This window comes from Pseudomonas machongensis, assembly GCF_034961125.1.
Lineage (GTDB): Bacteria > Pseudomonadota > Gammaproteobacteria > Pseudomonadales > Pseudomonadaceae > Aquipseudomonas > Aquipseudomonas machongensis.
The window spans coordinates 62,170-84,830 of the sequence record NZ_JAYFUI010000073.1 but is presented as its reverse complement, the minus strand read 5'-3'; the positions used below and the strand labels follow the sequence as shown (position 1 = coordinate 84,830).

Sequence of the window (22,661 nt, the reverse complement as noted above, 5' to 3'; positions counted from 1 at the left end):
AGTTGATCCAAAAGAAGATTAAAGAAGTGCTGCGAGAGGCTGGGCTGCAGGAGCAGGTCGCTCGCTGCCAAGCAGTAGAGGGCATTGGTTTTCTCACAGCGACAGCATTGGTGATGGCTTTTGTGAGGGGCGAGTTCAAAAGCAGTGACTCGTACATTGCATTCCTGGGAATGGATCTACGAGTTAATGATTCCGGACAGAAGAATGGACGCCGCCGCCTTACCAAGCGAGGTTGCTCAGAAATTCGTCGCTTATTGCATAACGCTGCGATGGCTGCCAGCAGATCTGCCGCTTGGAAGGGACTTTATGAACAGCATCTGAGCACGGGTAAAGCAACGACCCAAGCTCTGGTAATCCTGGCAAGAAAGCTCGCGCGGGTGGCATTCGCCCTGATGAAAAATCAGGACGAATACGTCACCAAAGGGGCGAAACTGGCTTGCTGAGAACCATAGAATCTCCCACAGCCCCCGATGTATTCGGGGTGCAGCGACGTACTTGTGGGAGCGGGCTTGCCCGCGAAAAGCACACCGCGGTGCCTGGCACGGGCTACGCCCGTGTTCGCGGGCAAGCCCGCTCCTACAAGAAGCGAGTCGCTTTCGGATTCGGGTTTTGCTCGGGCCCTCGACCCCGTAATATGTGTCGGATGAGTTGCGGGGGTAGTCTCACCCTCTGATCAATCGGAATCGCCCCTGCGGCGTTTCCTCAGCATAAACCTGACGAGGTACAGACATTGGCCATCATTCATCCCAAGGTACGCGGTTTCATCTGCACCACGACTCACCCGAAGGGCTGCGAGCTCAACGTCCGTGACCAGATCGAAGCCACCCGCAAGCTGGGCGTGCGCGAGGATGGTCCGAAGAAAGTCCTGGTGATCGGCGCCTCCAGCGGCTACGGCCTGGCAGCACGCATCACCGCCGCCTTCGGCTTCAAGGCCGACACCCTGGGCGTGTTCTTCGAGAAGCCGGGCACCGAGACAAAGGCCGGCACTGCAGGCTGGTACAACGCCGCCGCCTTCGACAAGTTCGCCAAGGCCGAGGGTCTGTACAGCAAGTCGATCAACGGTGACGCCTTCTCCGATGAAGCTCGCGCCAAGGTGATCGAGCTGATCAAGAACGAGATGGGTGGCAAGGTCGACCTGGTCATCTACTCCCTGGCCTCGCCCGTACGCAAGCTGCCGCAGACCGGCGAGCTGATCCGCTCGGCGCTCAAGCCGATCGGCCAGCCGTACAAGTCGACCGCCATCGACACCAACAAGGACACCATCATCGAGGCCAGCATCGAGCCGGCCACCGAGCAGGAAATCGCCGACACCGTCACCGTCATGGGTGGCCAGGACTGGCAGCTGTGGATCGACGCCCTGGCCGGCGCCGACGTGCTCGCCGAAGGCGCGCGCACCGTGGCCTTCAGCTACATCGGCACCGAAATCACCTGGCCGATCTACTGGCACGGCGCCCTGGGCCAGGCCAAGCAGGACCTGGACGAAACCGCCCTGCGCCTGGACAAGAAGCTGGCCGATGAAGTGAAGGGCGGCGCCAACGTCGCCGTGCTCAAGTCGGTGGTCACCCAGGCCAGCTCGGCCATTCCGGTGATGCCGCTGTACCTGTCGATGGTCTTCAAGATCATGCAGGAGAAAGGCGTTCACGAAGGCACCCAGGACCAGCTGGACCGTATGTTCCGCGACCGCATGTACCGCGCCGATGGTGCTCCGGCCGAAGTGGACGAAAAGGCTCGCCTGCGTCTGGATGACTGGGAACTGCGCGACGACGTGCAGGACGCCTGCAAGGCCATGTGGCCCAAGGTCACCACCGAGAACCTGTTCGAACTGACCGACTACGCCGGTTACAAGAAGCAGTTCCTCAACCTGTTCGGTTTCGAGCGCGCTGACGTCAACTACGACGAAGACGTGGCCACCGACGTACGGTTCGACTGCGTCGAGCTGTAAGCAAGCCCTTGACCGCGCAGCCGTTTGTCCCGGTTGCGCGGTTCCCTCCGTGGGTTTGTTAACATTCTGCAACAAATTCTCAGCTGGCCCTTTGCTATGGCCGCTTTCTCCCTGATCTATACAGCAGCTATTGGTCCGGCAATCTCGCCTGGGCCGGGGAGGCAGCATGCGCGCATTGCAAAAACTACAAGAACGGATCCGCCAGAAGGGTCTCAAGCGTACTTTCAAGACCCTGGTCGAACGCTACGTATTCTTCCACTGGGAATTGCTGTGGATGGAACGCGACCTGGTCACTCCCGTGCCGCCTCACAAACTCAAGGAACATCCGCCGGTCACCCTGGTGGAAATCACCACCGCCAAAGCCGACGCCTTTGCGCGCTATTTCGGCGATCGCGTGGAAACCATGCGCGAACTGGCCGCTGATGGCCATACCGGGCACATGTACCTGGACGAGCACGGTGACGCGGTGGCCTTCATCTGGGCGAGCGTGGTCGACTACCACGACAAGCACTATTACGGCTGCACCTTCCCGGTGAAGCCTGGCGAGTTCTTCGAGTTCGGCGGCGAGATGACCCGGCGCTACTTTGGCAGCGAGTTGTCGGTAACCGCTCAGGTCGAGCTGTGGAACGCCATGCATGCCAAGGGCTGCCGCAAGGTGGTGGATGTGGTGGAGACGCACAACGTGCCGGCCATGAAGCTGCACCTGCGCATGGGCTATCACGAGCAGGGGCGGGTGATGCATGTGTATGGCCTGTTCGGGCGCTGGAAGCTGTTCCGCGAAACGCGTTATGAAGGCTCGCGGCTGGAGGTGCTGCGCAAGCCTGGAGTGGCGCGGGCGTTGCCGACCACCTGAGGCCGGTACAGCCAGCGAAAAATTTGCTAGCGTGGGCGGATGACAAAAAACGCCGCCCGCCTCCCGGCGCGATGGCGCAGGGAGCCCACCATGAGCAGCCTGACCCAACCTGCGACTGCCTTTCGCCATGAAGCCGCCGACGGCTACAGCCTCGGCGGTTTCCAGTGGCGCCACGCCGAGCCCGACCCCCAGCGCCCGCTGGTGATCATCAACGCGGCCACCTCGGTGCGCTGCCGCTACTACGCTCGCTTTGCCGACTACCTGTTCGCCCACGGCTTCGATGTGCTGAGCTACGACTACCGTGGTATCGGCGAGTCTCGCCCGGCATCGTTGCGCGGTTTCCAGGCGTCGTGGAGCGACTGGGGCTGCCTGGACTTCGAGGCCATCCTGCAGCGCGCCACCAGCGAATTCCCCGGGCAGCCGGTGAATGTGGTGGGGCACAGCTTCGGTGGCTGGGCAACCGGCCTGGCGCCCTCGGCCGGGCAGGTGCGGCGGCTGGTGATGGTCGGGGCACAATTTGCCTACTGGCGTGACTATGCGGCCGAAGGGCGCTGGCGGATGGTGGGCAAGTGGCATGTGGTGATGCCATTGCTGACCCGGCTACTGGGCTATTTCCCCGGCAAGCGCCTGGGTTGGATGGAAGACACCCCGGCCGGGGTGGTGCGTGACTGGAGCACGCCGGCACCGCGCTATGAACATCGGCCCAGTGGACGGCTGCTGCAGGCGCGGCCCTTCGCCCAGGTTCAGGCTGCGGCCCTGGCGGTGAGCCTGAGCGACGATCCCTTCGGCACCGTGGCGGCGACGGAGCGGTTGCTGGGCTATCTGGAGCACGCCCAACCTCGCCATCTGCGCATATCGCCTGTTGATATCGGCGAGCAGGAGGTCGGGCATTTTGCGTTTTTCCATGATCGCTTTCGGGCGAGCCTCTGGCCGATAGCGCTGGAGTGGTTGCGTGATGGTGTGCTGTCGGAGGGGATGCCGGGCCAGCGCTTGAGCTGATGGGGGCCGGCGCGGCTACTGCTGCGCCGGTCGCTTCGCTCAGGCGTTGCGATTCAACGGCTGTGCTGCGAACTGCACGCCAGCCAGGCCGTGCTTGATCAGCGCGCGAATGTTGCCATGGTCGCTGCCCTCGGGGGTGGCGAGCACGCTGCGGTAGTGTTCGCCAAAGGCCAGCAGCGCTTCCTCATCGCTCAGCCCTTCCAGCAGGGCCAGGCCCAGGGTCTTGCAGGAGCCCTCGTTCTGCCCGGCTGCGTTTTCCACGCCGCCGTTGTTGAAGGCCTGGGGTTGGTAGCTGTAGTTGGCGGCGATGAAGCCCAGGGTGTCGGCAAAAACGTGTTCGCCGCTGGCGAGGCTGTTGCGCAGGGTGTTCAGGTCAGTCACGGGGTTTTCCTTGTTCGAACGCCGCTTGCTGCTCGGCGCTGGCTTCTTTCTGGTATTGGGCTTTCCACTCGGCGTAGGGCATGCCGTACACCGCTTCGCGGGCGTCGTCCAGGCTCAGCTCGACCTGGCGCTCGTCAGCGGCGGCCTTGTACCACTTGGACAGGCAGTTGCGGCAGAAGCCGGAGAGGTTCATCAGGTCGATGTTCTGCACGTCGGTACGCTTTTGCAGGTGATCGACCAGGCGCCGGAATGCGGCGGCTTCGAGTTCGAGCTGTTGTTGCTCAGTCATGGGGCTTACCTCAGGTCATGCGGTTCTTCAGATGGCGGCCACCGTTGATGACCACCTGGCTGCCGGTGCTGTACTGGCTTTGCAGCAGGAACATCACCGCCTCGATCAGCGGCTGCGCACCCGGCTCGAATTCCAGCAGGGCCTTTTTCAGGGTCTGCCGGCGGTACTGTTCGTCGCCGCCTTCCTTCAGGATCAGCAGGCCCGGCAGGATACCGTTGACGCGTACCTTGGGCGCGTACTTTTCGGCGAACGACAGCACCATGTTCTGCAGCGCGGCCTTGGTTGCGGCATAGCCGATATGGCTCTTGCTGCCGCGCGAGGAGGTTTCGTCGCAGATGTGGATGATGTCGGCCTTCTCGACCTTGGCCAGGTGTTCGCCCAGCGCCAGGTTGAGGTGGTAGGGCGCCTCGACGTGCAGGCGGAACATGGTGTCGAGGCTCTGCAGGTCGTCGTCCAGCCACAGCGAGGCGTTGTGGATGATCGCGCGCAGGCCATCATAGTTGTGCTGCAGGTGTTCGATCAGCGCCAGGCGGTCGGCCTCGCGGGTGAGGTCGGCCTGGAACTGGATGATGTTCGGGTGTGCGGCCTGCGCATGAAGGCTGCGGCTGGCGCTGACCACCTGATGGCCGGCCTTGGCCAGCGCCAGGGCCAGGGCCAGCCCGACGCGCTGGCTGGCTCCGGTGATGAGGATAGGGCTGTTCATGTTCGGGGCAGTCTGTTCGTCTGTTCGTTCGTGCCCCAGCATACCCGAACTGCGCGGGCTTGCGAGCCCGCTCCTCAGCGGCTGCGCAACCCTTCGCGGCGCCGTGACGCCGGGCGTGCCGGGGGATTGAGCCAGCCGGCCAGCAGGCGGGTGGACAACGGAATAAACAGGTAAACCATCAGCGGCGTCAGCACCAGGGTGCTCAGCAGTACCCGGGGCAGCAGGTCCAGCGCTGCCAGCCAGTGGCCGAACAACAGGTTGAACAGCAGCGACACCGGGAAGAACGCCAGCCAGATGGCGGTAGCCTGCTTCCAGCGCGGCGGTTTATGCACCGTTTCGGTGCCGAACCAGGCATCGATGCCGCTGAAGCGCCGCTCTTCGGGGCGCTCGAACAGGCCATCGCCACGCTGCAGCCAGGCGCGTCGCGAGGCGGAATGTTCCCAGGCGTGCAGGGTCGGTTCGTCGTTGAAGCGAAAGATGATCTGGAAGGCATCGCTGTCAGCGGGCGGCGCGAGGATGCCCGAGCCTAGGTAGCCGGGGAAGTCGGTGGCCAGTTGCTCGCCTTCATGGAGCCAGGCCAGCAGGTCCTGGTAGCGTCCATTGGCGGCGCGGCGCGACACCATCAGGGTGACGGGTGCGGTAGACATCGTGTATCTCCTTACGACGGGGCTGGCGGGTAGCCGGCCCCTTGGCCTGTGCCCGGGGTGGTGGGCGACGCAGGCGTGGATGCAAGAATCGGGCGCGGATTATCGCGTATATTTCGTGACCGGTCAGTGTTGTGACCGCAAGGTTGCGCTGACCCCTTGCCGATACCGGCGTAGAATGGCCGTCACATATCTACGAGACAGAGTTGTCACGCTCATGAAAGAGCCACAAGCGAGTGCCCTGATCGCACATGGGCTGGTGCATCAGGAGCTGTTTCCGATCCGCGAAGTGTCGCGCCTGACTGGCGTCAACCCGGTGACTCTGCGTGCCTGGGAGCGCCGCTATGGGCTGATCCAGCCGACCCGCACCGAGAGTGGCCATCGTCTGTATTCGCAGGCCGACATCGACGCCATCGACAGTATCCTGGGCTGGCTGCGCCGTGGCGTCGCGGTGAGCAAGGTCGGCAGTATCCTGGCGCGTAGCCAGGGGCCGGCGGAGGGTGCCTGGGCCGGAAGCACGGTTGGCGACCGCTCACGCTGGCATGCCCAGGTGCGCGAGGCCGTGCGCCAGTTCGATGCCGCGCAGTTGGGGCGGTTGTTCGAGCAGGTGTTTGCCAGCCATGCGCTGGAGCAGGTCTTCGGTGAGGTGTTCATGCCGGTATGGCAGGCCCTGCGCGCCAGCCAGGCGGGGTATGGGCAGGCCAGCGAGTGGTTGTTCCTCGACCAGTTCCTGCGCGCGCGGGTGCTGTTGCGCCTGCAACTGGCACGTGAGCCCAGGAGCCGCCGGATACTGCTGTCACCGTTGTCGGCACAAGGCCAGGAGCTCGAGTTGCTGGTGGCGGGGCTGCTGCTGGGCAGTGACGAGGTGGCGGTCACGGTGCTGGCACCGGGGCAGCCTGTCGAAGAGCTGGCGTTGGTCTGCGAGCGGTTGGCGCCGGATGCACTGGTGCTGTTCGACAACCATCGCCCGGCCAATGACCTGGACAAGCGCCTGGCACGCCTGGCGCAGCGGGTGAACTGCCCGCTGTTGCTGGCAGGCGAGACCGCCGAAATGGCTCAGGACAATCTAGAGGGCGGGCCGGTGGGCTGCCTGGGCGCCCACGCGGTGTTGATGAAACAGCGGTTGCGCCAGTTCCTCGCGGGTCAGATCGATACCTGAGCGTGCAACTCTGGGTGCGCCTTGCGGTGGGCCTGGAGAATGTACTCACGCAGGCGGTCGATTTCGTCGTCTGGGCTGTGGCTGAGGTCGTAGGCCGCCAGGTCCGGACCGATGCGGCGGCGCAGCGTGCCGTGCAGCCCGATCGGCTCGATGCCCGGTGGGGCGAAGAACAGCTCGAAGTGGCTGGGCGCCTGGGCCTCGCCGTTCACTTGCAGCAGTACCCCTTTGAACGAGATATCGCGCACCCGCAGCTCGCTCTGCGTGCCGCGGGCGTCGACCAGTGCGGCCGGCTGGTCCAGCGACAGGCGCCAGGGCCGCAGCATCGGGCCGTCTTCATAGATTTCCGGTGAGCCCAGTTGCAGGTGCAGGGCGTGGAACTCGTCTTCTACCAGTTGCAGGGGAATGCTGATCTGCTGGTTGTTGAATTGCGCCTGCAGGGTGACCTGCTCGTTGGCCACCAGGCGGGTGAGCAATTGCTGCAGACGACGGTCGCCATTGACCAGCAGGCTCGAGGTGGGGTCGGCCAGGTTCAACTGGGGCGTGTGCTGCATGTCCTGAATGAAATCCAGCTCATCCTGAGTAAGGAGGGCGTCTGCTTGCATGATCGGACTCGGGTCGGGCGTCGTCGGTGGGTTCTTCATTGCCATGGACTGTGCCCGGGGCGTTTGGTTCAGGTCATTGGACGGATGGTTGCCCGCCCAGTCGGGTGTGTGCGTCGGCCAGCTCGCGTTCGAGTTCGACCTGACGGCTGACATCCTTCTGGATGCCGATGAAATAGGTGCGTTGATCAGCCTCGTTGTACACCGGGGTGATCGACAGTTCGTTCCAGAACGCACTGCCGTCCTTGCGGTAGTTGCGCAGTACCTCGCGACACGGCCGACCTTCGGCCAGGGCCTTGCGGATGCGGGCGCGGCCCAGTTGGTCGCGATCGTCGCCCTGGAGGAAGCGGCAATCCTGGTAGAGGATCTCGTCGCGCGCGTATCCGGTGAGGCGTTCGAAGCCTGCGTTCACGTAGATCAGGATGGTGTCGTCACCTTCCTGTTCGGCGACCACGATGCCGTCGTTCGACGCGTCGATCATGGCGTGTAGCAGTTGCGCGTTGATCATGTTCCTGGCCATGGGAGTCAAGTGGAGCGGCCTTTTGCCACTGTCGAATGGTAGTATCCTACGTTTTCACTCAGTTTCGGAATCCTCTCCTGATGAAAGTCGCCATTATTTCAGGCTCGGTCTATGGCACCGCCGAAGAAGTCGCCCGTCATGCCGAATCCTTGCTCAAGGCTGCCGGGTTCGACGCCTGGCATGCGGCGCGCGCCACCCTTGAGGATCTGCGCGGTTTTGCGCCGCAGGCGCTGCTGGCGGTGACCTCGACTACCGGGATGGGTGAGCTGCCCGACAACCTCATGCCGCTGTACAGCACGATTCGCGATGTACTGCCGGGCGAGTGGCGCGGTTTGCCGGGCGCGGTGCTGGCCCTGGGCGATTCGAGCTATGGCGACACCTACTGCTGCGGGGGCGAGCAGATGCGCGAGCTGTTTGCCGAGCTCGGCGTGCGGGAAGTGCAGCCGATGCTGCGACTGGATGCCAGCGAGACCGTGACCCCGGAAACGGACGCAGAGCCCTGGCTGGCAGAGCTGGCGCAGCTGCTCAAGGCGTAAGCCGCGGGGCGCGATCTTCTTGCGAGCAAGGTTTCTTCCAGGGAGAGTGAGTGGCGATTCGCCGCTCACCCTCCTTTGCGCTCCTGCACCAACGCCAGCCACGCCTGCGCCGCCCGCGACAGGTACGCCCCGCGCCGCCAGATGAATGCGATATCCCAGCGCAGGTGGCCAGGCTCCACCAGCGGCACTCTCACCACCCCATCACGCTCCAGTCCACGTGCCACCACGCTGGGCAGCAGTACCACGCCTTGTCCTGCGGCCACCAGCGCGGTGAGGAAATCCGCCTGGCCGCTGCGCCCACCTTCCTTCGGGGTGAAGCCCGCCTGCTCGCAGGCGCTGAGCAGTTTGTCGTTGAGCATGAAGCTGCGGTGGTACAGCAGGAACGGCGTATCGGCCAGCTGGCGCAGGGTCACTCCGTCGCGTCCGGCCAAGGGGTGGTTGTCTGGGAGCAATGCATCGAGCGGTTCGTTGCAGAAGGGTTGATAGTCGAAGGCCGGGTCGCTCGGGGTGACGCTGCCACCCAATTCGAGCTCGCCACTCCTGACCCCCTGTTCGACGATCCGGCTGCCGCCTTCGACCAGGTGCACGGTGATGTTCGGATAGCGCCGCCGGTATTCGGCGAACAGGCTGGCGAACAGGGCCTCGCCGCCGACCACCGGCAAACCCAGGCGCAGTTCGCCGCGGGCCATCTGGCTCAGGTCGTCGAGTTCGGTCAGCAACTCATGGCGCTGGCGCAGCAGGGCCTCGCCGCGTTCGAGCACGATGCGTCCGGCGGCGGTGAGATGCAGTTGCGAGCCCTGGCGCTCGAGCAGGGGTTGGCCGAGGTCTTCCTCGAGCTGGGCCACTTGCTTGCTCACCGCCGACTGGCTGATGTGCAGCGTGTGTGCGGCCTGGGTGAATCCCCCTCGATGCACCACTTCGATGAAGCTGCGCAGTTGCTTGAATTCCATTGACTGAATTCCAGATTGGAATGGATGGCAGTCTAACAATTCGCTTTTGGCCTTGGCAGCAGCTTTTTAAAATGGGCCCATCCCGAGGAAACCCATCATGAAAGCCATCGTATCGAATGCCTTGCCCCGCCTGCTCGCCGAGCTGTGCGTGCTGTTTGTGCTGTATCTGGTTGGCGGCCAACTCGTCGCCTGGCTTGACTGGCCGATCCCGGCCGGGGTCATGGGCATGGCACTGTTGCTGGTGCTGTTTGCCGTGGGAGCCGTGAAACCGGGCACGTTGCAACGTGGCGCCGGTTGGTTGATGGCGCAGATGCTGCTGTTCTTCATCCCGGCGCTGATGAGCCTGCTCGACTACGGCAGCCTGATGCGCAGCGAGGGGTGGCGCATCCTGCTGGTGATCGCCTTGAGCACCCTGGTGGTGATGGTGGTCACGGCGCTCACGGTCGAACTGGTCTGCCGGTGGAGCCTGCGCCATGAAGCTTGAACCGATGTCGCTGTTCTGGCTTGCGCTGACGGTGGCGGCCTATCTGTTCAGCCGCTGGTTGTATGGGCGCACTGGTCGTTACCTGTTGTCGCCGCTGGTGCTGGTCCCGGCGCTGCTGCTGGCGGTGGCGGTTCCGCTGCACACCGCCTACGCCGAGTATGCCCGCAACACCCATTGGCTGATCGGTGTGCTGGGGCCGGTGACCGTGGCCTTCGCCGTGCCGATCTGGCAACAGCGGGCGATGCTGGCGCGACATTGGCCGGCGCTATTGCTGGGGATGCTGGCGGGCAGCCTGGCGTCGATCTCCAGTTCCTGGGGGTTGGCGCATCTGCTGGCGCTGGATGAGTCGGTCAGCCTGTCACTGGTGCCGCGCTCGATCACCACGCCGTTCGCCATGCCGCTGGCCCACGACCTGGGCGGTGTGCCCGAGCTGACCGCGGTGTTCGTGATGTTCACCGGTGTGCTGGGGGCTGTGTTCGGCGGCCTGCTGTTGCGGGTGTTGCCGCTGCGTACGTCACTGGCGCGCGGCGCACTGTTTGGAGTCGGTGCCCATGGCGCCGGGGTCAGCCGCGCCCATGAAGTGGGCGGGGAGGAGGGCTCGGTGGCGGGGCTGGTGATGGTGCTGACCGGCCTGCTCAACCTGTTCGCCGCGCCATTGCTCGCCTGCCTGCTATGACCGTTCGTGCCAGTGTCCTGCACGGTCATCAAGCTGGCTGCCAAGGTAAGTTCCGCCATTCAAGGCGCTGACTAGACTCAGCCTCGACATAGAGAGCACATGCAAGTGCCGAGGTGACATGCAATGAGCGCAGCCTTGCCCTATACCGTCAACACCTGATCAGCGGGACGATTCCGATGCCTTTGGCCGAAATTCCATTGTGCGTCTGGCGTACCCGGGGACAGAGTTTTTCCTTCCGGGGCCAGAGCATCCGTTACTGGACAGCAGGGCAAGGAGAGCCCTTGCTACTGTTACATGGCTTCCCTACCGCCAGCTGGGACTGGCACTACCTGTGGGCACCCTTGGCGCAGCGCTTTCGCGTGGTGGCCTGCGACATGCTCGGCTTCGGCGACTCGGCCAAGCCCGCGGACCACGAGTACAGCCTGATGGAGCAGGCCGATCTGCAGCAGGCGCTGCTAGACCACCTGAGAATCGAACAGCCGGTGCACCTGCTGGCCCACGACTACGGTGGCAGCGTTGCCCAGGAGTTGCTCGCGCGCCATCACGAAGGGCGTGCCGACATCGCCAGTTGTGCGTTTCTCAACAGCGCGCTGTTCCCCGAGCTGTGTCCGTTGCTGCTGGTGCAGAAGCTGCTGCTCAGCCCGCTGGGCTGGCTGGTGGCGCGTTCGTTCGGGCGGGATGATCTGGTGCGCAATGTCAGCCAGGTCTACGGCCCTTGCACCCACCCCAGCGAAAGCGCGCTGGACGATTGCTGGAGCCTGATGGTGTCCAACCGCGGGACGCGCATCCTGCACAAGTTGATGGCCTATGTGCCGGAGCGTCAGGCACAGCGACAACGCTGGATCGGTGCGCTGCAGGCGGAGGGCGTGCCGTTGCGCCTGATCAATGGCGCGGTCGATCCGCTGTCGGGGGCGCACATGGTCGAGCGCTACCGGCAACTGGTGCCTGACCCCGATACCGTGGTGTTGCAGGGGATCGGCCACTATCCGCACACCGAAGCGCCGGTGCAGGTGCTGCGTCATTACCTGGCGTTTCGCGAGCAGCCGCTGAGCTATATACCGCAGCGGGTTGCCTGGTCCTGAGCGCAGCGATCATCGCCTTGTGTTATCGCCTGCCATTCAGCGTCACTGCGCTTGATTGTCCGCTGCCGATGGCTGGCGGACACTCCAGGTGTCCCAATTCTTGCCTGGAGCCTTGAGCATGAGCGAGCCGGTAAATCTGCAAGACCGCGTAGTGATCGTCACGGGGGCCGGCGGTGGCCTGGGTCGGGCCCACGCGCTGCTGTTCGCGGCGCGTGGTGCACGTGTGGTGGTCAACGACCTGGGCGGCTCGACCCATGGCGAAGGCGCCAGCGCATCGGCAGCCGACCGGGTGGTGGAGGAGATCCGCACCGCAGGCGGTACCGCGGTGGCCAACCATGATTCGGTGGCCGAGGGTGCGCGTATCGTCGAGCAGGCGCTGGACAGTTTCGGGCGGGTCGATGTGCTGGTGAACAACGCCGGCATCCTGCGCGACAAGACCTTCCACAAGATGGAGGACGCCGATTGGGACCAGGTCTACCGGGTCCATGTCGAAGGGGCCTACAAGGTGACCCGCGCCGCCTGGTCGCACCTGCGCGAGCAGAACTGGGGACGGGTGATCTTCACCGCCTCCACGTCCGGCATCTACGGCAATTTCGGCCAGGCCAACTATGGCATGGCCAAGCTTGGCCTCTATGGGCTGACCCGCACCCTGGCCATCGAAGGCCGCAAGCATGGGATTCTGGTCAACGCCATCGCGCCCACAGGGGGCACGCGCATGACAGAAGGCCTGATCCCGCCGCAGGTGTTCGAACGTCTCAAGCCTGAGCTGATCAGCCCGGTGGTGGTGTACCTGGGCAGCGAGCAGTGCCAGGACACGGGGCAGTTGTATGAAGTGGGCGGTGGCTGGGTCGGCAAGGTCCGATGGGAGCGAAGCCTTGGCGTCGGATTCGACCCCAATGGCGGGTTCACGCCGGAACAGGTGGCCGAGCATTGGGCGCAGATCGGCGACTTCGAGGGGGCGACTCATCCGCAGGATACGTTGCAGGCCTTGCAGCAGATGATGGCGAATCTGCAGAAGCATCCGCTGGGATAGTGGGTTTCGAGCGCAAAAAAAAGGCCGCTGCATCGGCAGCGGCCAATCGAGACGTCAGATCAAGGAGCTTCAAAATCAACGTCGTTCACACGTGGCGGCCCGAACGACGGGGGAGTGCCTTTCGCGCCAGCCAGTGAAAACAGAATAAGCCGCTGATCCCACGGGAAAAATAGCCCTGGGTGACATTCACCTTTACGTTTCGGGTAAAAGTGCGCCAAAAACAGTCAGGCCGCATCACGACAGTGCAGGGCCCTGAAACCCCGGTCCATCTCAGGCTTCGTAGCCCATCCGCCAACTGACGGTGCGCGCCGCGCTCAGCAATTGCCGGGCGGCCGGGCCATCTTCATCGGCATGGAAGATCGACGTCGGGCCAACGACCGTCATCACCGCTGCAATCTGGCCCATGGCGTTGAACACCGGCGCCGACAACGCATCCACCCCCGGCATCAGCAAACCGTGAACATGGTGCAGGCCGCGTGTGCGGATCTGCGTGAACAGGTCCACGTAGTGCTCGACCTGTTGCCCCCGTGCGGCCAGTTCGCGGTCGCGCAACTCGATGGTTTCCCGCTCTGGCAGGTGAGCGGCGAATACCAGCCCGGTGGATGAACTCAGCAGTGGCAGCACCGAGCCGATCTGGGTCACCACCGTCACGGCGCGCACCGCAGGCTCGATGTTCACCACGGTTGCGCCCTGGTTACCCCACACGGCGATGAAGCAGCTCTCGTTGAGCGCGTCGCGCAGTTGCGACAGCGGCAGGGCCGCGACCTTCAGCACATCGATGCTGCCCAGCGCCGCCATCCCCACGCGCAAGGCTTCGCGCCCGAGCCCGTAGTGATTGGTCGCCGCATCCTGCTCGGCGAAACCGCTGGCGATCAAGGCCTGCAGGTAGCGATGGACCTTGCTGGCGGGCATCTGCACATGTTCGGCCAGGCGCGACAGCGAGGTGGAGGGCGACAGTTCGGCCAGCGCCTTGAGGATGTCGGTGCCGACTTCAGCGGAACGGACCTTCTGTTTGCTGTTGTCAGCTGCAGTTTTGTCTCTGGACATCGTAAGACGCTTCCGGGATTCATTCTGGCCGACTTTATAGCTTGACGCCTCTTGCCGAGCAAATTACGTTATTCGTAATCGGATTACGATAAATATAAATTCAGATGTGCTGTGTGTCCCCTGGCTGTGGTCGGTCCACCCGCCGATTCGGGGCTGCAGCTCTCTGCCGTCAATGGCTCCACCGAGCCTGGAGGCCCCGATGACCCGCGACACCTCCCCTGAACTCAGCTACCTGAGCGGCTTCGGCAACGAATTCGCCAGTGAAGCCTTGCCCGGTGCGCTGCCGGTCGGGCAGAACTCTCCACAGAAAGCACCCTATGGGCTGTACGCCGAGTTGCTGTCGGGTACCGCCTTCACCATGGCGCGCAGCGAACTGAGGCGCACCTGGCTGTACCGTATCCGCCCCTCTGCGCTGCACCCGCGCTTCGAGCGCCTGGCGCGTCAGCCCCTGGCCGGCCCGCTCGCTGCGGCGAACCCCAATCGCCTGCGCTGGAACCCGCAACCAATCCCATCCGAACCGACCGACTTCATCGAGGGCTGGTTGCCCATGGTGGCCAATGCGGCCGCTGACAAACCGGCCGGGGTGAGCATCTATATCTACGGCGCCAATCGCTCCATGGAGCGGGTGTTCTTCAATGCCGACGGCGAGTTGCTGCTGGTGCCACAGCAGGGGCGACTGCGCATTGCCACCGAACTGGGCGTGCTGCAGGTCGGGCCGCTGGAGATCGCGGTGATTCCGCGCGGCATGAAGTTCCGCGTCGAGCTGCCTGATGGCCAGGCACGCGGCTACATCGCCGAGAACCACGGCGCGCCGCTACGCCTCCCTGACCTGGGCCCGATCGGCAGCAATGGCCTGGCCAACCCACGCGATTTCCTCACCCCGGTCGCGCACTACGAAGAAACCCAAGGCCCGGTGCAGTTGGTGCAGAAGTTCCTTGGCGAGCACTGGGCCTGCCAACTGCAGCATTCGCCGCTGGACGTGGTGGCCTGGCACGGCAGCAATGTGCCGTACAAGTACGACCTGCGCCGCTTCAACACCCTCGGCACGGTCAGCTTCGACCATCCGGACCCCTCGATCTTCACCGTGCTGACCTCGCCCACCAGCGTGCACGGCCTGGCCAACATGGACTTCGTGATCTTCCCGCCGCGTTGGATGGTGGCCGAGAACACCTTCCGTCCCCCGTGGTTCCACCGCAACTTGATGAACGAGTTCATGGGCCTGATCGACGGCGCGTACGATGCCAAGGCCGAGGGCTTCCTGCCGGGTGGCGCGTCGCTGCATGGGGTGATGAGCGCCCACGGGCCAGACGCCGAAACCTGCGACAAGGCGATCGCCGCCGAGCTGGCGCCGCACAAGATCGACCACACCATGGCCTTCATGTTCGAGACCAGCCAGGTGCTGCGTCCGAGCCAGCAGGCCCTCGAGAGCCCGCAACTGCAGGCCGACTACGACAGTTGCTGGGCAACGCTGCCGAGCACCTTCAATCCGAACCGGAGATGACCGATGAACCAGACCGCCATTGCCCGTAGCTGGGTCGAACACGCCAACGGGCACCGCGACTTCCCGCTGCAGAACCTGCCGCTGGGCATCTTCAGTCGTTCGGGCCAGGCACCACGCTGCGGCGTGGCCATCGGCGACGCCATCCTCGACCTGGAGGCCGCACTCGCCGCCGGTGTGTTCGAGGGGGCGGCCAAGGCTGCTGTCGAGGCGACCCGCGGCGGCGCCCTGAACGCCTTCTTCGCCCTCGGCCGCCCAGCCCGTGTGGCCCTGCGCGAGCGCTTGCAGGTTCTGCTCGGCGAGCACAGCGAGCATCGGGCCGTGTTGCAAGCGGCGTTGCATCCGGCTGGCGAATGCACCCTGCACATGCCGGCCCGGGTCGGTGACTACACGGACTTCTACGTCGGTATCGAGCACGCCAAGAATGTCGGCAAGCTGTTCCGCCCAGACAATCCGCTGCTGCCCAACTACAAGCACGTGCCGATCGGCTACCACGGCCGCGCCTCGACCTTGCGCCCCTCCGGCACCGACGTGCGCCGTCCCAAGGGCCAGACGCTCCCGGCCGGGCAGACCGAGCCGAGTTTCGGCCCGTGTGCGCGGCTGGACTACGAGCTCGAGCTGGGTATCTGGATCGGTCAGGGCAATGAAATGGGGCAGCCGATCGCAATCGGTGATGCAGCCGAGCACGTGGCCGGCTTCTGCCTGCTCAACGACTGGTCCGCGCGTGATATCCAGGCCTGGGAGTACCAGCCGCTGGGGCCGTTCCTGTCCAAGAGCTTCATCACCAGCGTCTCGCCGTGGGTGGTGACCGCCGAGGCGCTGGAGCCGTTCCGCTGTGCGCAACCCGCACGCCCGGAAGGCGATCCGCAGCCCTTGTCTTACCTGCTCGACAAACGTGACCAGGCCGCCGGCGCCTTCGACATCGAACTGGAAGTGCTGTTGCTGACCGAGCGCATGCGTGACGAGGGCCTGCCGGCGCACCGCCTCACCCTGAGCAACACCCGCAGCATGTACTGGACCGTGGCACAGATGGTGGCGCACCACAGTGTCAACGGATGCCAGTTGCAAGCCGGTGACCTGTTCGGCTCGGGCACGCTGTCCGGGGCTGTGCCGGGTTCGTTCGGCAGCCTGTTGGAGATCACCGAAGGCGGCAAGCAACCGGTACAACTGGCCAGTGGTGAGGTGCGCAAGTTCCTCGAGGACGGCGACGAAATCATCCTGCGTGCGCGTTGCGTGCGCGATGGCGTTGCCAGCATCGGTTTCGGCGAATGCCGTGGCACGGTGGTCGGGGCCAACTGAGAGGGCAGGGCGATGGAGCTGTTCACCTACTTCCGTTCCACCTCCTCTTACCGGGTGCGCATCGCCTTGGCGCTCAAGGGCCTGGATTATCAGGCCCGGCCGGTCAACCTGCTCAAGGGCGAGCACCGTGCTGCGGACTACCTGGCGCTCAACCCCCAGGGGCGGGTGCCCGCGCTGCGCACGGACAGCGGCGAATTGCTGGTGCAGTCGCCGGCGATCATCGAGTACCTCGAAGAGCGCTTCCCCGATACGCCGCTTTTGCCCCAGGGCGAGGACGCTCGGGCACAGGTGCGTGGGGTCGCGGCGATCATCGGTTGCGACGTGCATCCACTGCACAACGTCAGCGTGCTCAACCAGTTGCGTCAGCTCGGGCACGATGAAACCCAAGTCAACCAGTGGATCGCCCACTGGATTGGCCAGGGGCTGGCGGCAGTCGAGCAACTGATCGGCGACCAGGGTTTCTGCTTTGGCGATACGCCGGGGCTGGCGGATGTGTACTTGATGCCGCAGTTGTACGCGGCCGAACGGTTCAATGTGGATCTGGAGGGCTACCCGCGTATTCGTCGGGTCGCCGCCCTGGCTGGGCAGCATCCAGCCTTCGTCAAGGCGCACCCGGCGAACCAGCCGGATACGCCCTGAGCACGGCGTCGGTCTTTGTGCGGGCAATCCCGTTCCCACAGCGCCGACGCTGCTTCGCACCCCACAACAAAAACAACCCGGTACCTTGCGATGCACAACCAGATAGCCAGCTTTCGCGCGGCCCTCGATGGGCGCCCTGTGTCCTCCTACCAATGGCGCTTGCTGGCGCTGTTGATCCTGTTGTTGGTGACCGACGGCTATGACGCCCAGGTGCTGGGCTACGTGATTCCGGCCCTGGCCCAGGACTGGGGCCTGGAGAAGGCGGCGTTCGGACCGGTGTTCAGCGCCAACCTGCTGGGGCTGACACTGGGCTCGCTCGCCGTCACCCCACTGGCCGATCGCTTCGGCGTGCGCAGGGTGCTGCTGTGGTGCGTGCTGCTGTACGCGAGCCTGACCCTGCTGATGGTGTTTTCCACCTCGTTGAACAGCCTGATGCTGGCGCGCTTTTTATGCGGTATCGGCATGGGCGGGGCGATGCCCAGCGCGATGGCGCTGATGGCCGACTATGCGCCGCCGCGCCTGCGCACCTTGATGGTGACCCTCGCGGCCTGCGGATTCTCCCTCGGCGGCGCGGCGGGTGGCTTCGTCGCGGCAGGCTTCATCGACAGGTTCGGTTGGGAGGCGGTGTTTCTGGCCGGTGGCGTGGCGCCGCTGCTGTTGTTCCCCTTCCTGGTGATGTTCCTGCCCGAGTCCTTGCCCCGGCTGTTGCGCGATGCACCTCCCTACGCCCGTCTGCAACGCCTGGCAGCGCGCGTGCTACCCGGCTGGCAAGTGCCTGCGGCACAGCTTGCGGTGGATGCGCCGGCGGCAGACAAACTGACCGTATTGGGCTTGTTCCGCGATGGCTTCGCCCGGCCGACGCTGCTCATCTGGGGTACCTTCTTCGTCAGCCTGATCCTGCTGTATTTCATGATCAGCTGGCTGCCGTCGCTGTTGCTGGAGAGCGGGCTGGCGCTCAAGCAAGCCAACCTGGTGACTTCGCTGTTCCTGTTTGCCGGGACCTTCGGCGCGATCTGCCTGGCCTGGTGCGCCGATCGCATGGCCAACAAGGCCAGGTTACTGGCGGCGGTCCTGGTGGGCGCTGCGGTCTTCAGCGTGCTGGTCGGGTTGAACCACGCAGATCCGCGCTGGCTGGTGCCGAGCGTGTTCGCTGCTGGTTTCTGCATCATCGGCGGACAACTGACACTCAATGCCTTCGTGAGCAACTTCTACCCGGCTCAGGTTCGTGCGACCGGCGCCGGCTGGGCGCTGGGCGTCGGGCGCTTCGGTTCGATCCTCGGGCCGTTGTTCGGCAGCCTGCTGCTGGCCATGCACATGCCGGTGGAGTGGATTTTCTTCTTCTGTGCGATTCCGGCAGTGATCGCGGCGCTGCTGATCAGCCAGGTGCGTGCGCCGGGCAAGCAGGCCGATGCGCAGGCGGCCAAGGTCGATGCGCTAGTGGATTGAACGGTTTGTCGAAGGCAATTGGGCGAGGCGCTCGCCCAGCTTGAGGCGTTGCACCGGATCGTCGCTCAACAGCAGTGCGTGCTCCAGGTCGAAGCGTTCGGCCTGGGGGCAGTCCAGGTGCTGGTAGAGGGTGGCGCGGGCCAGGTAGTCGGAGACTTGCACTGGCCCCAGTTGCATCACCCGTTCTGCGTCGATCAGCGCAGCCAGGTCGTTGTCGTTGCTGCTGTGCAGTTGGCGCAGGTTGCGCGACAGGCGCTGCAGCATCTGCATCGGGCTGGCGCTGTGCAGGTGTTCAGCGGTCAGGGTCATGTGCGGGCCGTATTGGCGGTTGAGCAGTTCGCGGCAATCCGCGGGGTACAGGCGTCGACCGCCGCAGGGGTCGAGCAGGTGATCGGCGCCCGGTACGCGCAACAGGAAGTGGCCAGGGAAGTTCACCCCCTCCAGTGGGATCGACAGGCGCTGGGCCATTTCCAGTGCGAGGATCGCCAGCAGCAGCGGCTGGCCTCGACGGCGCTGCAGCACCTTGTCCATCAGCGCCGCTTGCGGACGTAGCGGGTGGTATTCGTCCTGCTGGAAACCCAGGGCGTTGAGTTGACGCAGCAGTGGCTGGGCGAGCTCGCCGACGGGCAGCATTGGCAGGCGCGCGTTGATTTCCCGATGCAGGTCGTGCAGTTGCGCAAGACAGGCGGCGGGATCGACCTCGCGATCATGCTCGGCGGCGATCCAGAGGGTGGCTTCCAACAGGGCGACCGGAATGCGGTCGAGACAGGCCAGGCAGGCTTTACGTGGGTTCATCGGACTTCTCCACACACACTAGATTTTTAGCCCCGGCGCACCGATTCGTCCAGTGGTCCGCCCAGGCCCTGGACAGTCGCCGGCTGCCTATACTGATGTGAGCACCTTGTGGGGAGCCCGTCGATGTTCGCGCTCATGCAAAGCACCCGTACCCAGTCCCTGCACCTGTGGAACGACCCCGCCACTGGCTTGAAAGCCGTGGTGGCGATTCATAGCGAGCAACTGGGGCCAGCCATGGGGGGCTGTCGCTACCTGCCGTACGCCGACGATGAAAGTGCGATGAGCGATGCCATTCACCTGGCCCAGGGCATGAGCTACAAGGCTGCCCTGGCCGGGCTGGCGCTGGGCGGTGGCAAGGCGGTAATCGTACGCAACCCCCATGTGGAAAACCGCGCGGCGCTGTTCGAGGCATTCGGGCGTTTCGTCGACAGCCTGCAAGGGCGTTTCATCACTGCCGTGGACAGCGGCACCTCGACGCTGGACATGGACTGCATCGCCCAGTCCACCCCTCATGTCACCAGCACCACCGCCTCGGGCGATCCCTCGCCGCACGCGGCCATGGGCGTGTTCGCCGGTATTCGCGCCACCTCGATGGCACGGCTGGGTAGCGACAATCTCGAAGGGTTGCGCGTGGCGGTGCAAGGGCTGGGCAATGTGGGTTATGCACTGGCCGAGCAGTTGCATGCAGCAGGGGCAGAGTTGCTGGTCAGCGACCTCGACCCGGGGCGGGTGAGGCTGGCGGTGGAGCAGTTCGGAGCACATCCGGTGACCAACGATGCGCTGATCAGCACCCCCTGCGATATCTTCGCGCCCTGTGGGGTAGGGCCGGTGCTCAACGGCCAGAGCGTGATGAAGTTGCGTTGCGCGGCGGTGGCCGGCGCCGCCAATCATCAGCTGACCACCTTGCAGGTGGCCGATCAGCTCGAGAGCCGCGGGATTCTGTATGCCCCGGACTACGTGATCAATGCCGGTGGGCTGATCTACGTGGCGTTGACACACCGAGGCGCTGACCTGAGCACCATCACCGCGCATCTGGCGCGTATCCCTACGCGTCTGACCGAGGTATTCGCCCATGCCCAGGCCGAGAAGCGCTCGCCTGCGCGTGTGGCGCAGATGCTGGCGGAGCGGCTGTTGTACGGTTGAGCGAGCGCTGGCTCCAGCATCCACGCCCCGATGTACAGGAGTCGCAGACGCTGCGGCAGGTGCCTTATTCCGCTGCCTCGCCTTCGAGCAATTCAGCCAGCGCATCGGGCTGGCTCTTGAATGCCCGGGCGAACACGTCGCGGTTCTTGGCCATGTAGATGCCCGCTTCTTCGACTTGCTGCTCGCTCAGCGACGGCACGGCCTTTTGCAGTACTTCGGCCAGCCGTTCGGCCAGCTCGAGCATCTTGTCGTGACGGTCTGCTTCGGCCTTATCCATGAACAAGCGCTCCGGGTCGCGGCTGCTGCGGTACACCACTTCGACGGCCATTCATCACCTCTGTGCCTTTTGTGTATGTGGGTTGGACGACAACTGTATCTTTATACAGTGTCGAGCATAGCGGATTCTTTGGCAATCGGATAGTGGCGTTATGATCTACCCCGATGCACGCGCCGAAGCTTAGGCTCTGCCTGAAAAGCCTTGATACTCGGTGATGCTGCGTTGAAAACAGCCTCGGAATGCTCATTTACAACCCGTAAAGTCGAGCGCGACTCCGACCGTTCCTCGGCTGTTTTCGCCTTGCCTGACCTTCGTCTCAAGACTTTTCAGACAGAGCCTAGTCCATAGGTGCCTTGCGGCAATCGGTCGCCTTCCAAGTACAGGGCCTGGCCCTTTAACTGCATGTCACAAGCGTCACATCGGTGGCGCATCATCCTTCATGTCGTATCGAGGAATCCTGCATCGTGAAATCCAAATGGCCAGAAAAGCTGCGCAAGGGCCTGCATGCGCCCGCCGACGCTCTGGGAAATCTGTTCGTCGAGTCGTTCCATTACCTGGCCCTGTTCGGCATCGGTGCGATCACGGCCTATGCCGCCGTGGCGACCTTCATCGAGATGCTGGAGAAGGGGGGCATCAGCGTCGATGACATCCTGCTGCTGTTCATCTACCTCGAGCTGGGAGCCATGGTGGGGATCTACTTCAAGACCAACCACATGCCGATCCGCTTCCTGCTGTACGTGGCGATCACCGCGCTGACACGCCTGCTGATCGGCGATGTCTCGCACCACAAGGCGCCGGACGTGGGCTTGCTGTACGTGTGTGGCGGCATCCTGTTGCTGGCCTTCGCGATCCTGGTGGTACGTTTTGCCTCGTACCGCTACCCGTCGACGCGGGTGATCGATGCCAACGGCAAGGATATGGATGACGGCAAGGTCTGATCCATCCGGCAGCGACTTGGGCAAGCTGGACGGCTGGGTGATGGGGAATACTTACTGCGCGGGCGCCTTGTTCAATGGCAGCGTCGACACTCTGGCGCCCGCACTCTGAAGTGCTGACGTTGTGGTTCCAGCATCGCTGCGACCTGCTGATTCGCCCGCTGGATGCCGCGGCGATCGAAACCCAGCAGCGGATTGCCGATCTGTTCTTTGCAAACCGCTTGATCCCGCGTGCGGTGCAAGTGCGGGAGGTTGTCTTTCCGCAGTGATGAGGCGTGTGTTGACCTCTTCGCTCCTTCCCTGTGGGAGCGAAGAGATCGACACTGGTCTATCGAGCGATCCCAGCCCCCCGCCAGACCCGATCGCGTCCGGCGCTGTCGGTCATCGCCGCCAGCACCTGCAGGGCATCTTCCCCTTGTTCGATGGCCAGCCCCAGGCGAATGCTGTCCACCACTCGGCGCAGGCGCACAGGGTCGTTGCGTTGGGCGGCGCTGATCAGTCGCTTGGCGACCACGCCGGTATCGTTGGAGAGAGTCAGCATGATGCTGCCGTCGAGCCGCTCGATGCTCAGGTTGACCCGGTAGTACGGGGCGAAGGCGTCGCTGATGAGGTCGAAGGGATTGGTCATGGGCTGGCATCTGCAAAGAATGTTCACCGATTGACCGGGAGACCGTGGAGATGGTTCAGCGACGTTGATCAAATGATGAGTTCTGTGGCCTGCCCCGGCCTGAA

28 protein-coding genes are annotated in these 22,661 nt (G+C 64.1%); 17 read left to right on the top strand and 11 right to left on the bottom strand.

Annotated elements, in window-relative coordinates:
- The 4 genes from VA602_RS07175 to VA602_RS07160 form a co-directional block, all read left to right on the top strand.
- Window positions 1-443 (top strand): transposase (locus tag VA602_RS07175; RefSeq protein ID WP_323452864.1); only part of this gene is annotated, 443 nt, incomplete at its 5' end.
- A 287-nt stretch (window positions 444-730) separates the two neighbouring features.
- Window positions 731-1,942, top strand: a complete 1,212-nt coding sequence (gene fabV / locus VA602_RS07170; RefSeq protein ID WP_054893530.1) for an enoyl-ACP reductase FabV — start codon at window positions 731-733, stop codon at window positions 1,940-1,942.
- A 166-nt stretch (window positions 1,943-2,108) separates the two neighbouring features.
- Complete coding sequence (locus tag VA602_RS07165; protein WP_323452863.1) at window positions 2,109-2,795, top strand: GNAT family N-acetyltransferase; 687 nt, start codon at window positions 2,109-2,111, stop codon at window positions 2,793-2,795.
- Window positions 2,796-2,885: 90 nt separating this feature from the next.
- Window positions 2,886-3,794, top strand: a complete 909-nt coding sequence (locus VA602_RS07160) for an alpha/beta hydrolase family protein (RefSeq protein ID WP_323452862.1) — start codon at window positions 2,886-2,888, stop codon at window positions 3,792-3,794.
- Between the two features lie 39 nt (window positions 3,795-3,833).
- Here the strand turns inward: VA602_RS07160 and VA602_RS07155 are convergent, their stop codons facing one another.
- The 4 genes from VA602_RS07155 to VA602_RS07140 all read right to left on the bottom strand — a co-directional run bounded on the left by VA602_RS07155 (window position 3,834) and on the right by VA602_RS07140 (window position 5,814).
- A complete protein-coding gene (locus tag VA602_RS07155; RefSeq protein ID WP_153772527.1) occupies window positions 3,834-4,175 on the bottom strand; it encodes a HopJ type III effector protein in 342 nt (113 codons plus the stop codon).
- On the bottom strand, window positions 4,168-4,464 hold the full coding sequence (locus VA602_RS07150; protein WP_063543065.1) for a DUF1244 domain-containing protein: 297 nt from the start codon (window positions 4,462-4,464) through the stop codon (window positions 4,168-4,170). Before VA602_RS07150 ends, VA602_RS07155 begins: the two co-directional genes overlap by 8 nt.
- Before the next feature lie 10 nt (window positions 4,465-4,474).
- Window positions 4,475-5,167 (bottom strand): dihydromonapterin reductase, encoded by a 693-nt coding sequence (gene folM / locus VA602_RS07145; protein ID WP_371105600.1) that lies wholly within the window; start codon window positions 5,165-5,167, stop codon window positions 4,475-4,477.
- 74 nt (window positions 5,168-5,241) lie between these two features.
- Window positions 5,242-5,814 (bottom strand): antibiotic biosynthesis monooxygenase, encoded by a 573-nt coding sequence (locus VA602_RS07140; RefSeq protein WP_197892837.1) that lies wholly within the window; start codon window positions 5,812-5,814, stop codon window positions 5,242-5,244.
- A 214-nt stretch (window positions 5,815-6,028) separates the two neighbouring features.
- Here VA602_RS07140 and VA602_RS07135 point away from each other — a divergent pair, with 214 nt between their 5' ends.
- Window positions 6,029-6,970 carry a MerR family transcriptional regulator gene (locus VA602_RS07135; protein ID WP_323452861.1) on the top strand — a complete coding sequence of 314 codons (942 nt, stop codon included), beginning with the start codon at window positions 6,029-6,031 and terminating at the stop codon, window positions 6,968-6,970.
- On the opposite strand, the gene VA602_RS07130 is transcribed toward VA602_RS07135, so the two are convergent.
- Both VA602_RS07130 and VA602_RS07125 read right to left on the bottom strand, forming a co-directional pair.
- A complete protein-coding gene (locus VA602_RS07130; RefSeq protein ID WP_323452860.1) occupies window positions 6,955-7,572 on the bottom strand; it encodes a hypothetical protein in 618 nt (205 codons plus the stop codon). The two genes, VA602_RS07135 and VA602_RS07130, sit on opposite strands and share 16 nt — an antisense overlap.
- Window positions 7,573-7,645: 73 nt before the next feature.
- Window positions 7,646-8,077, bottom strand: a complete 432-nt coding sequence (locus tag VA602_RS07125; protein WP_323452859.1) for a PAS domain S-box protein — start codon at window positions 8,075-8,077, stop codon at window positions 7,646-7,648.
- Window positions 8,078-8,169: 92 nt separating this feature from the next.
- Here VA602_RS07125 and VA602_RS07120 point away from each other — a divergent pair, with 92 nt between their 5' ends.
- Entirely contained in the window at window positions 8,170-8,625 is a 456-nt protein-coding gene (locus tag VA602_RS07120; protein WP_323452858.1) for a flavodoxin, read from the top strand.
- Window positions 8,626-8,690: 65 nt separating this feature from the next.
- Here VA602_RS07120 and VA602_RS07115 read toward each other — a convergent pair whose 3' ends face one another.
- Window positions 8,691-9,575, bottom strand: a complete 885-nt coding sequence (locus VA602_RS07115; protein WP_323452857.1) for a LysR family transcriptional regulator — start codon at window positions 9,573-9,575, stop codon at window positions 8,691-8,693.
- A 97-nt stretch (window positions 9,576-9,672) separates the two neighbouring features.
- Here VA602_RS07115 and VA602_RS07110 point away from each other — a divergent pair, with 97 nt between their 5' ends.
- The 4 genes from VA602_RS07110 (at window position 9,673) to VA602_RS07095 (ending at window position 12,850) form a co-directional block, all read left to right on the top strand.
- Window positions 9,673-10,059, top strand: coding sequence for a CidA/LrgA family protein (locus tag VA602_RS07110; RefSeq protein ID WP_323452856.1), 387 nt, complete (start codon window positions 9,673-9,675; stop codon window positions 10,057-10,059).
- A complete protein-coding gene (locus VA602_RS07105) occupies window positions 10,049-10,735 on the top strand; it encodes an LrgB family protein (protein ID WP_054893516.1) in 687 nt (228 codons plus the stop codon). The genes VA602_RS07110 and VA602_RS07105 overlap by 11 nt, the downstream gene beginning before the upstream one ends.
- A gap of 176 nt (window positions 10,736-10,911) precedes the next feature.
- Window positions 10,912-11,817, top strand: a complete 906-nt coding sequence (locus VA602_RS07100; RefSeq protein WP_323452855.1) for an alpha/beta fold hydrolase — start codon at window positions 10,912-10,914, stop codon at window positions 11,815-11,817.
- 118 nt (window positions 11,818-11,935) lie between these two features.
- Complete coding sequence (locus VA602_RS07095; protein WP_054893514.1) at window positions 11,936-12,850, top strand: SDR family oxidoreductase; 915 nt, start codon at window positions 11,936-11,938, stop codon at window positions 12,848-12,850.
- A 270-nt stretch (window positions 12,851-13,120) separates the two neighbouring features.
- Here the strand turns inward: VA602_RS07095 and VA602_RS07090 are convergent, their stop codons facing one another.
- On the bottom strand, window positions 13,121-13,897 hold the full coding sequence (locus VA602_RS07090) for an IclR family transcriptional regulator (protein ID WP_054893513.1): 777 nt from the start codon (window positions 13,895-13,897) through the stop codon (window positions 13,121-13,123).
- A gap of 199 nt (window positions 13,898-14,096) precedes the next feature.
- On the opposite strand from VA602_RS07090, the gene hmgA reads away from it, so the two are divergent.
- From hmgA to VA602_RS07070, 4 genes are all read left to right on the top strand, one after another.
- Entirely contained in the window at window positions 14,097-15,398 is a 1,302-nt protein-coding gene (hmgA, locus tag VA602_RS07085) for a homogentisate 1,2-dioxygenase (protein WP_197892848.1), read from the top strand.
- A 3-nt stretch (window positions 15,399-15,401) separates the two neighbouring features.
- Window positions 15,402-16,694 carry a fumarylacetoacetase gene (gene fahA, locus VA602_RS07080; RefSeq protein ID WP_323452854.1) on the top strand — a complete coding sequence of 431 codons (1,293 nt, stop codon included), beginning with the start codon at window positions 15,402-15,404 and terminating at the stop codon, window positions 16,692-16,694.
- 12 nt (window positions 16,695-16,706) lie between these two features.
- On the top strand, window positions 16,707-17,333 hold the full coding sequence (maiA, locus tag VA602_RS07075; protein WP_125930704.1) for a maleylacetoacetate isomerase: 627 nt from the start codon (window positions 16,707-16,709) through the stop codon (window positions 17,331-17,333).
- Between the two features lie 90 nt (window positions 17,334-17,423).
- Window positions 17,424-18,779, top strand: coding sequence for an MFS transporter (locus tag VA602_RS07070; RefSeq protein ID WP_323452853.1), 1,356 nt, complete (start codon window positions 17,424-17,426; stop codon window positions 18,777-18,779).
- Here the strand turns inward: VA602_RS07070 and VA602_RS07065 are convergent.
- Window positions 18,768-19,574 carry a SirB1 family protein gene (locus tag VA602_RS07065; protein WP_054893508.1) on the bottom strand — a complete coding sequence of 269 codons (807 nt, stop codon included), beginning with the start codon at window positions 19,572-19,574 and terminating at the stop codon, window positions 18,768-18,770. The genes VA602_RS07070 and VA602_RS07065 overlap by 12 nt on opposite strands.
- Before the next feature lie 123 nt (window positions 19,575-19,697).
- On the opposite strand from VA602_RS07065, the gene VA602_RS07060 reads away from it, so the two are divergent.
- The gene (locus tag VA602_RS07060) at window positions 19,698-20,717 is read left to right on the top strand and encodes a Glu/Leu/Phe/Val dehydrogenase family protein (RefSeq protein ID WP_054893507.1); all 1,020 of its coding nucleotides are present in this window, start codon (window positions 19,698-19,700) and stop codon (window positions 20,715-20,717) included.
- Window positions 20,718-20,781: 64 nt separating this feature from the next.
- Here the strand turns inward: VA602_RS07060 and VA602_RS07055 are convergent, their stop codons facing one another.
- The gene (locus tag VA602_RS07055; RefSeq protein ID WP_054893506.1) at window positions 20,782-21,045 is read right to left on the bottom strand and encodes a YebG family protein; all 264 of its coding nucleotides are present in this window, start codon (window positions 21,043-21,045) and stop codon (window positions 20,782-20,784) included.
- Window positions 21,046-21,458: 413 nt separating this feature from the next.
- On the opposite strand from VA602_RS07055, the gene VA602_RS07050 reads away from it, so the two are divergent.
- Both VA602_RS07050 and VA602_RS07045 read left to right on the top strand, forming a co-directional pair.
- Entirely contained in the window at window positions 21,459-21,932 is a 474-nt protein-coding gene (locus tag VA602_RS07050; protein WP_065863288.1) for a phosphate-starvation-inducible protein PsiE, read from the top strand.
- 110 nt (window positions 21,933-22,042) lie between these two features.
- Window positions 22,043-22,198, top strand: a complete 156-nt coding sequence (locus VA602_RS07045; protein WP_323452852.1) for a hypothetical protein — start codon at window positions 22,043-22,045, stop codon at window positions 22,196-22,198.
- Window positions 22,199-22,257: 59 nt separating this feature from the next.
- Here VA602_RS07045 and VA602_RS07040 read toward each other — a convergent pair whose 3' ends face one another.
- Window positions 22,258-22,557: a DUF3509 domain-containing protein gene (locus tag VA602_RS07040; RefSeq protein ID WP_063543109.1), complete on the bottom strand. Its 300-nt coding sequence runs from the start codon at window positions 22,555-22,557 to the stop codon at window positions 22,258-22,260.
- Window positions 22,558-22,661: the final 104 nt, after the last annotated feature.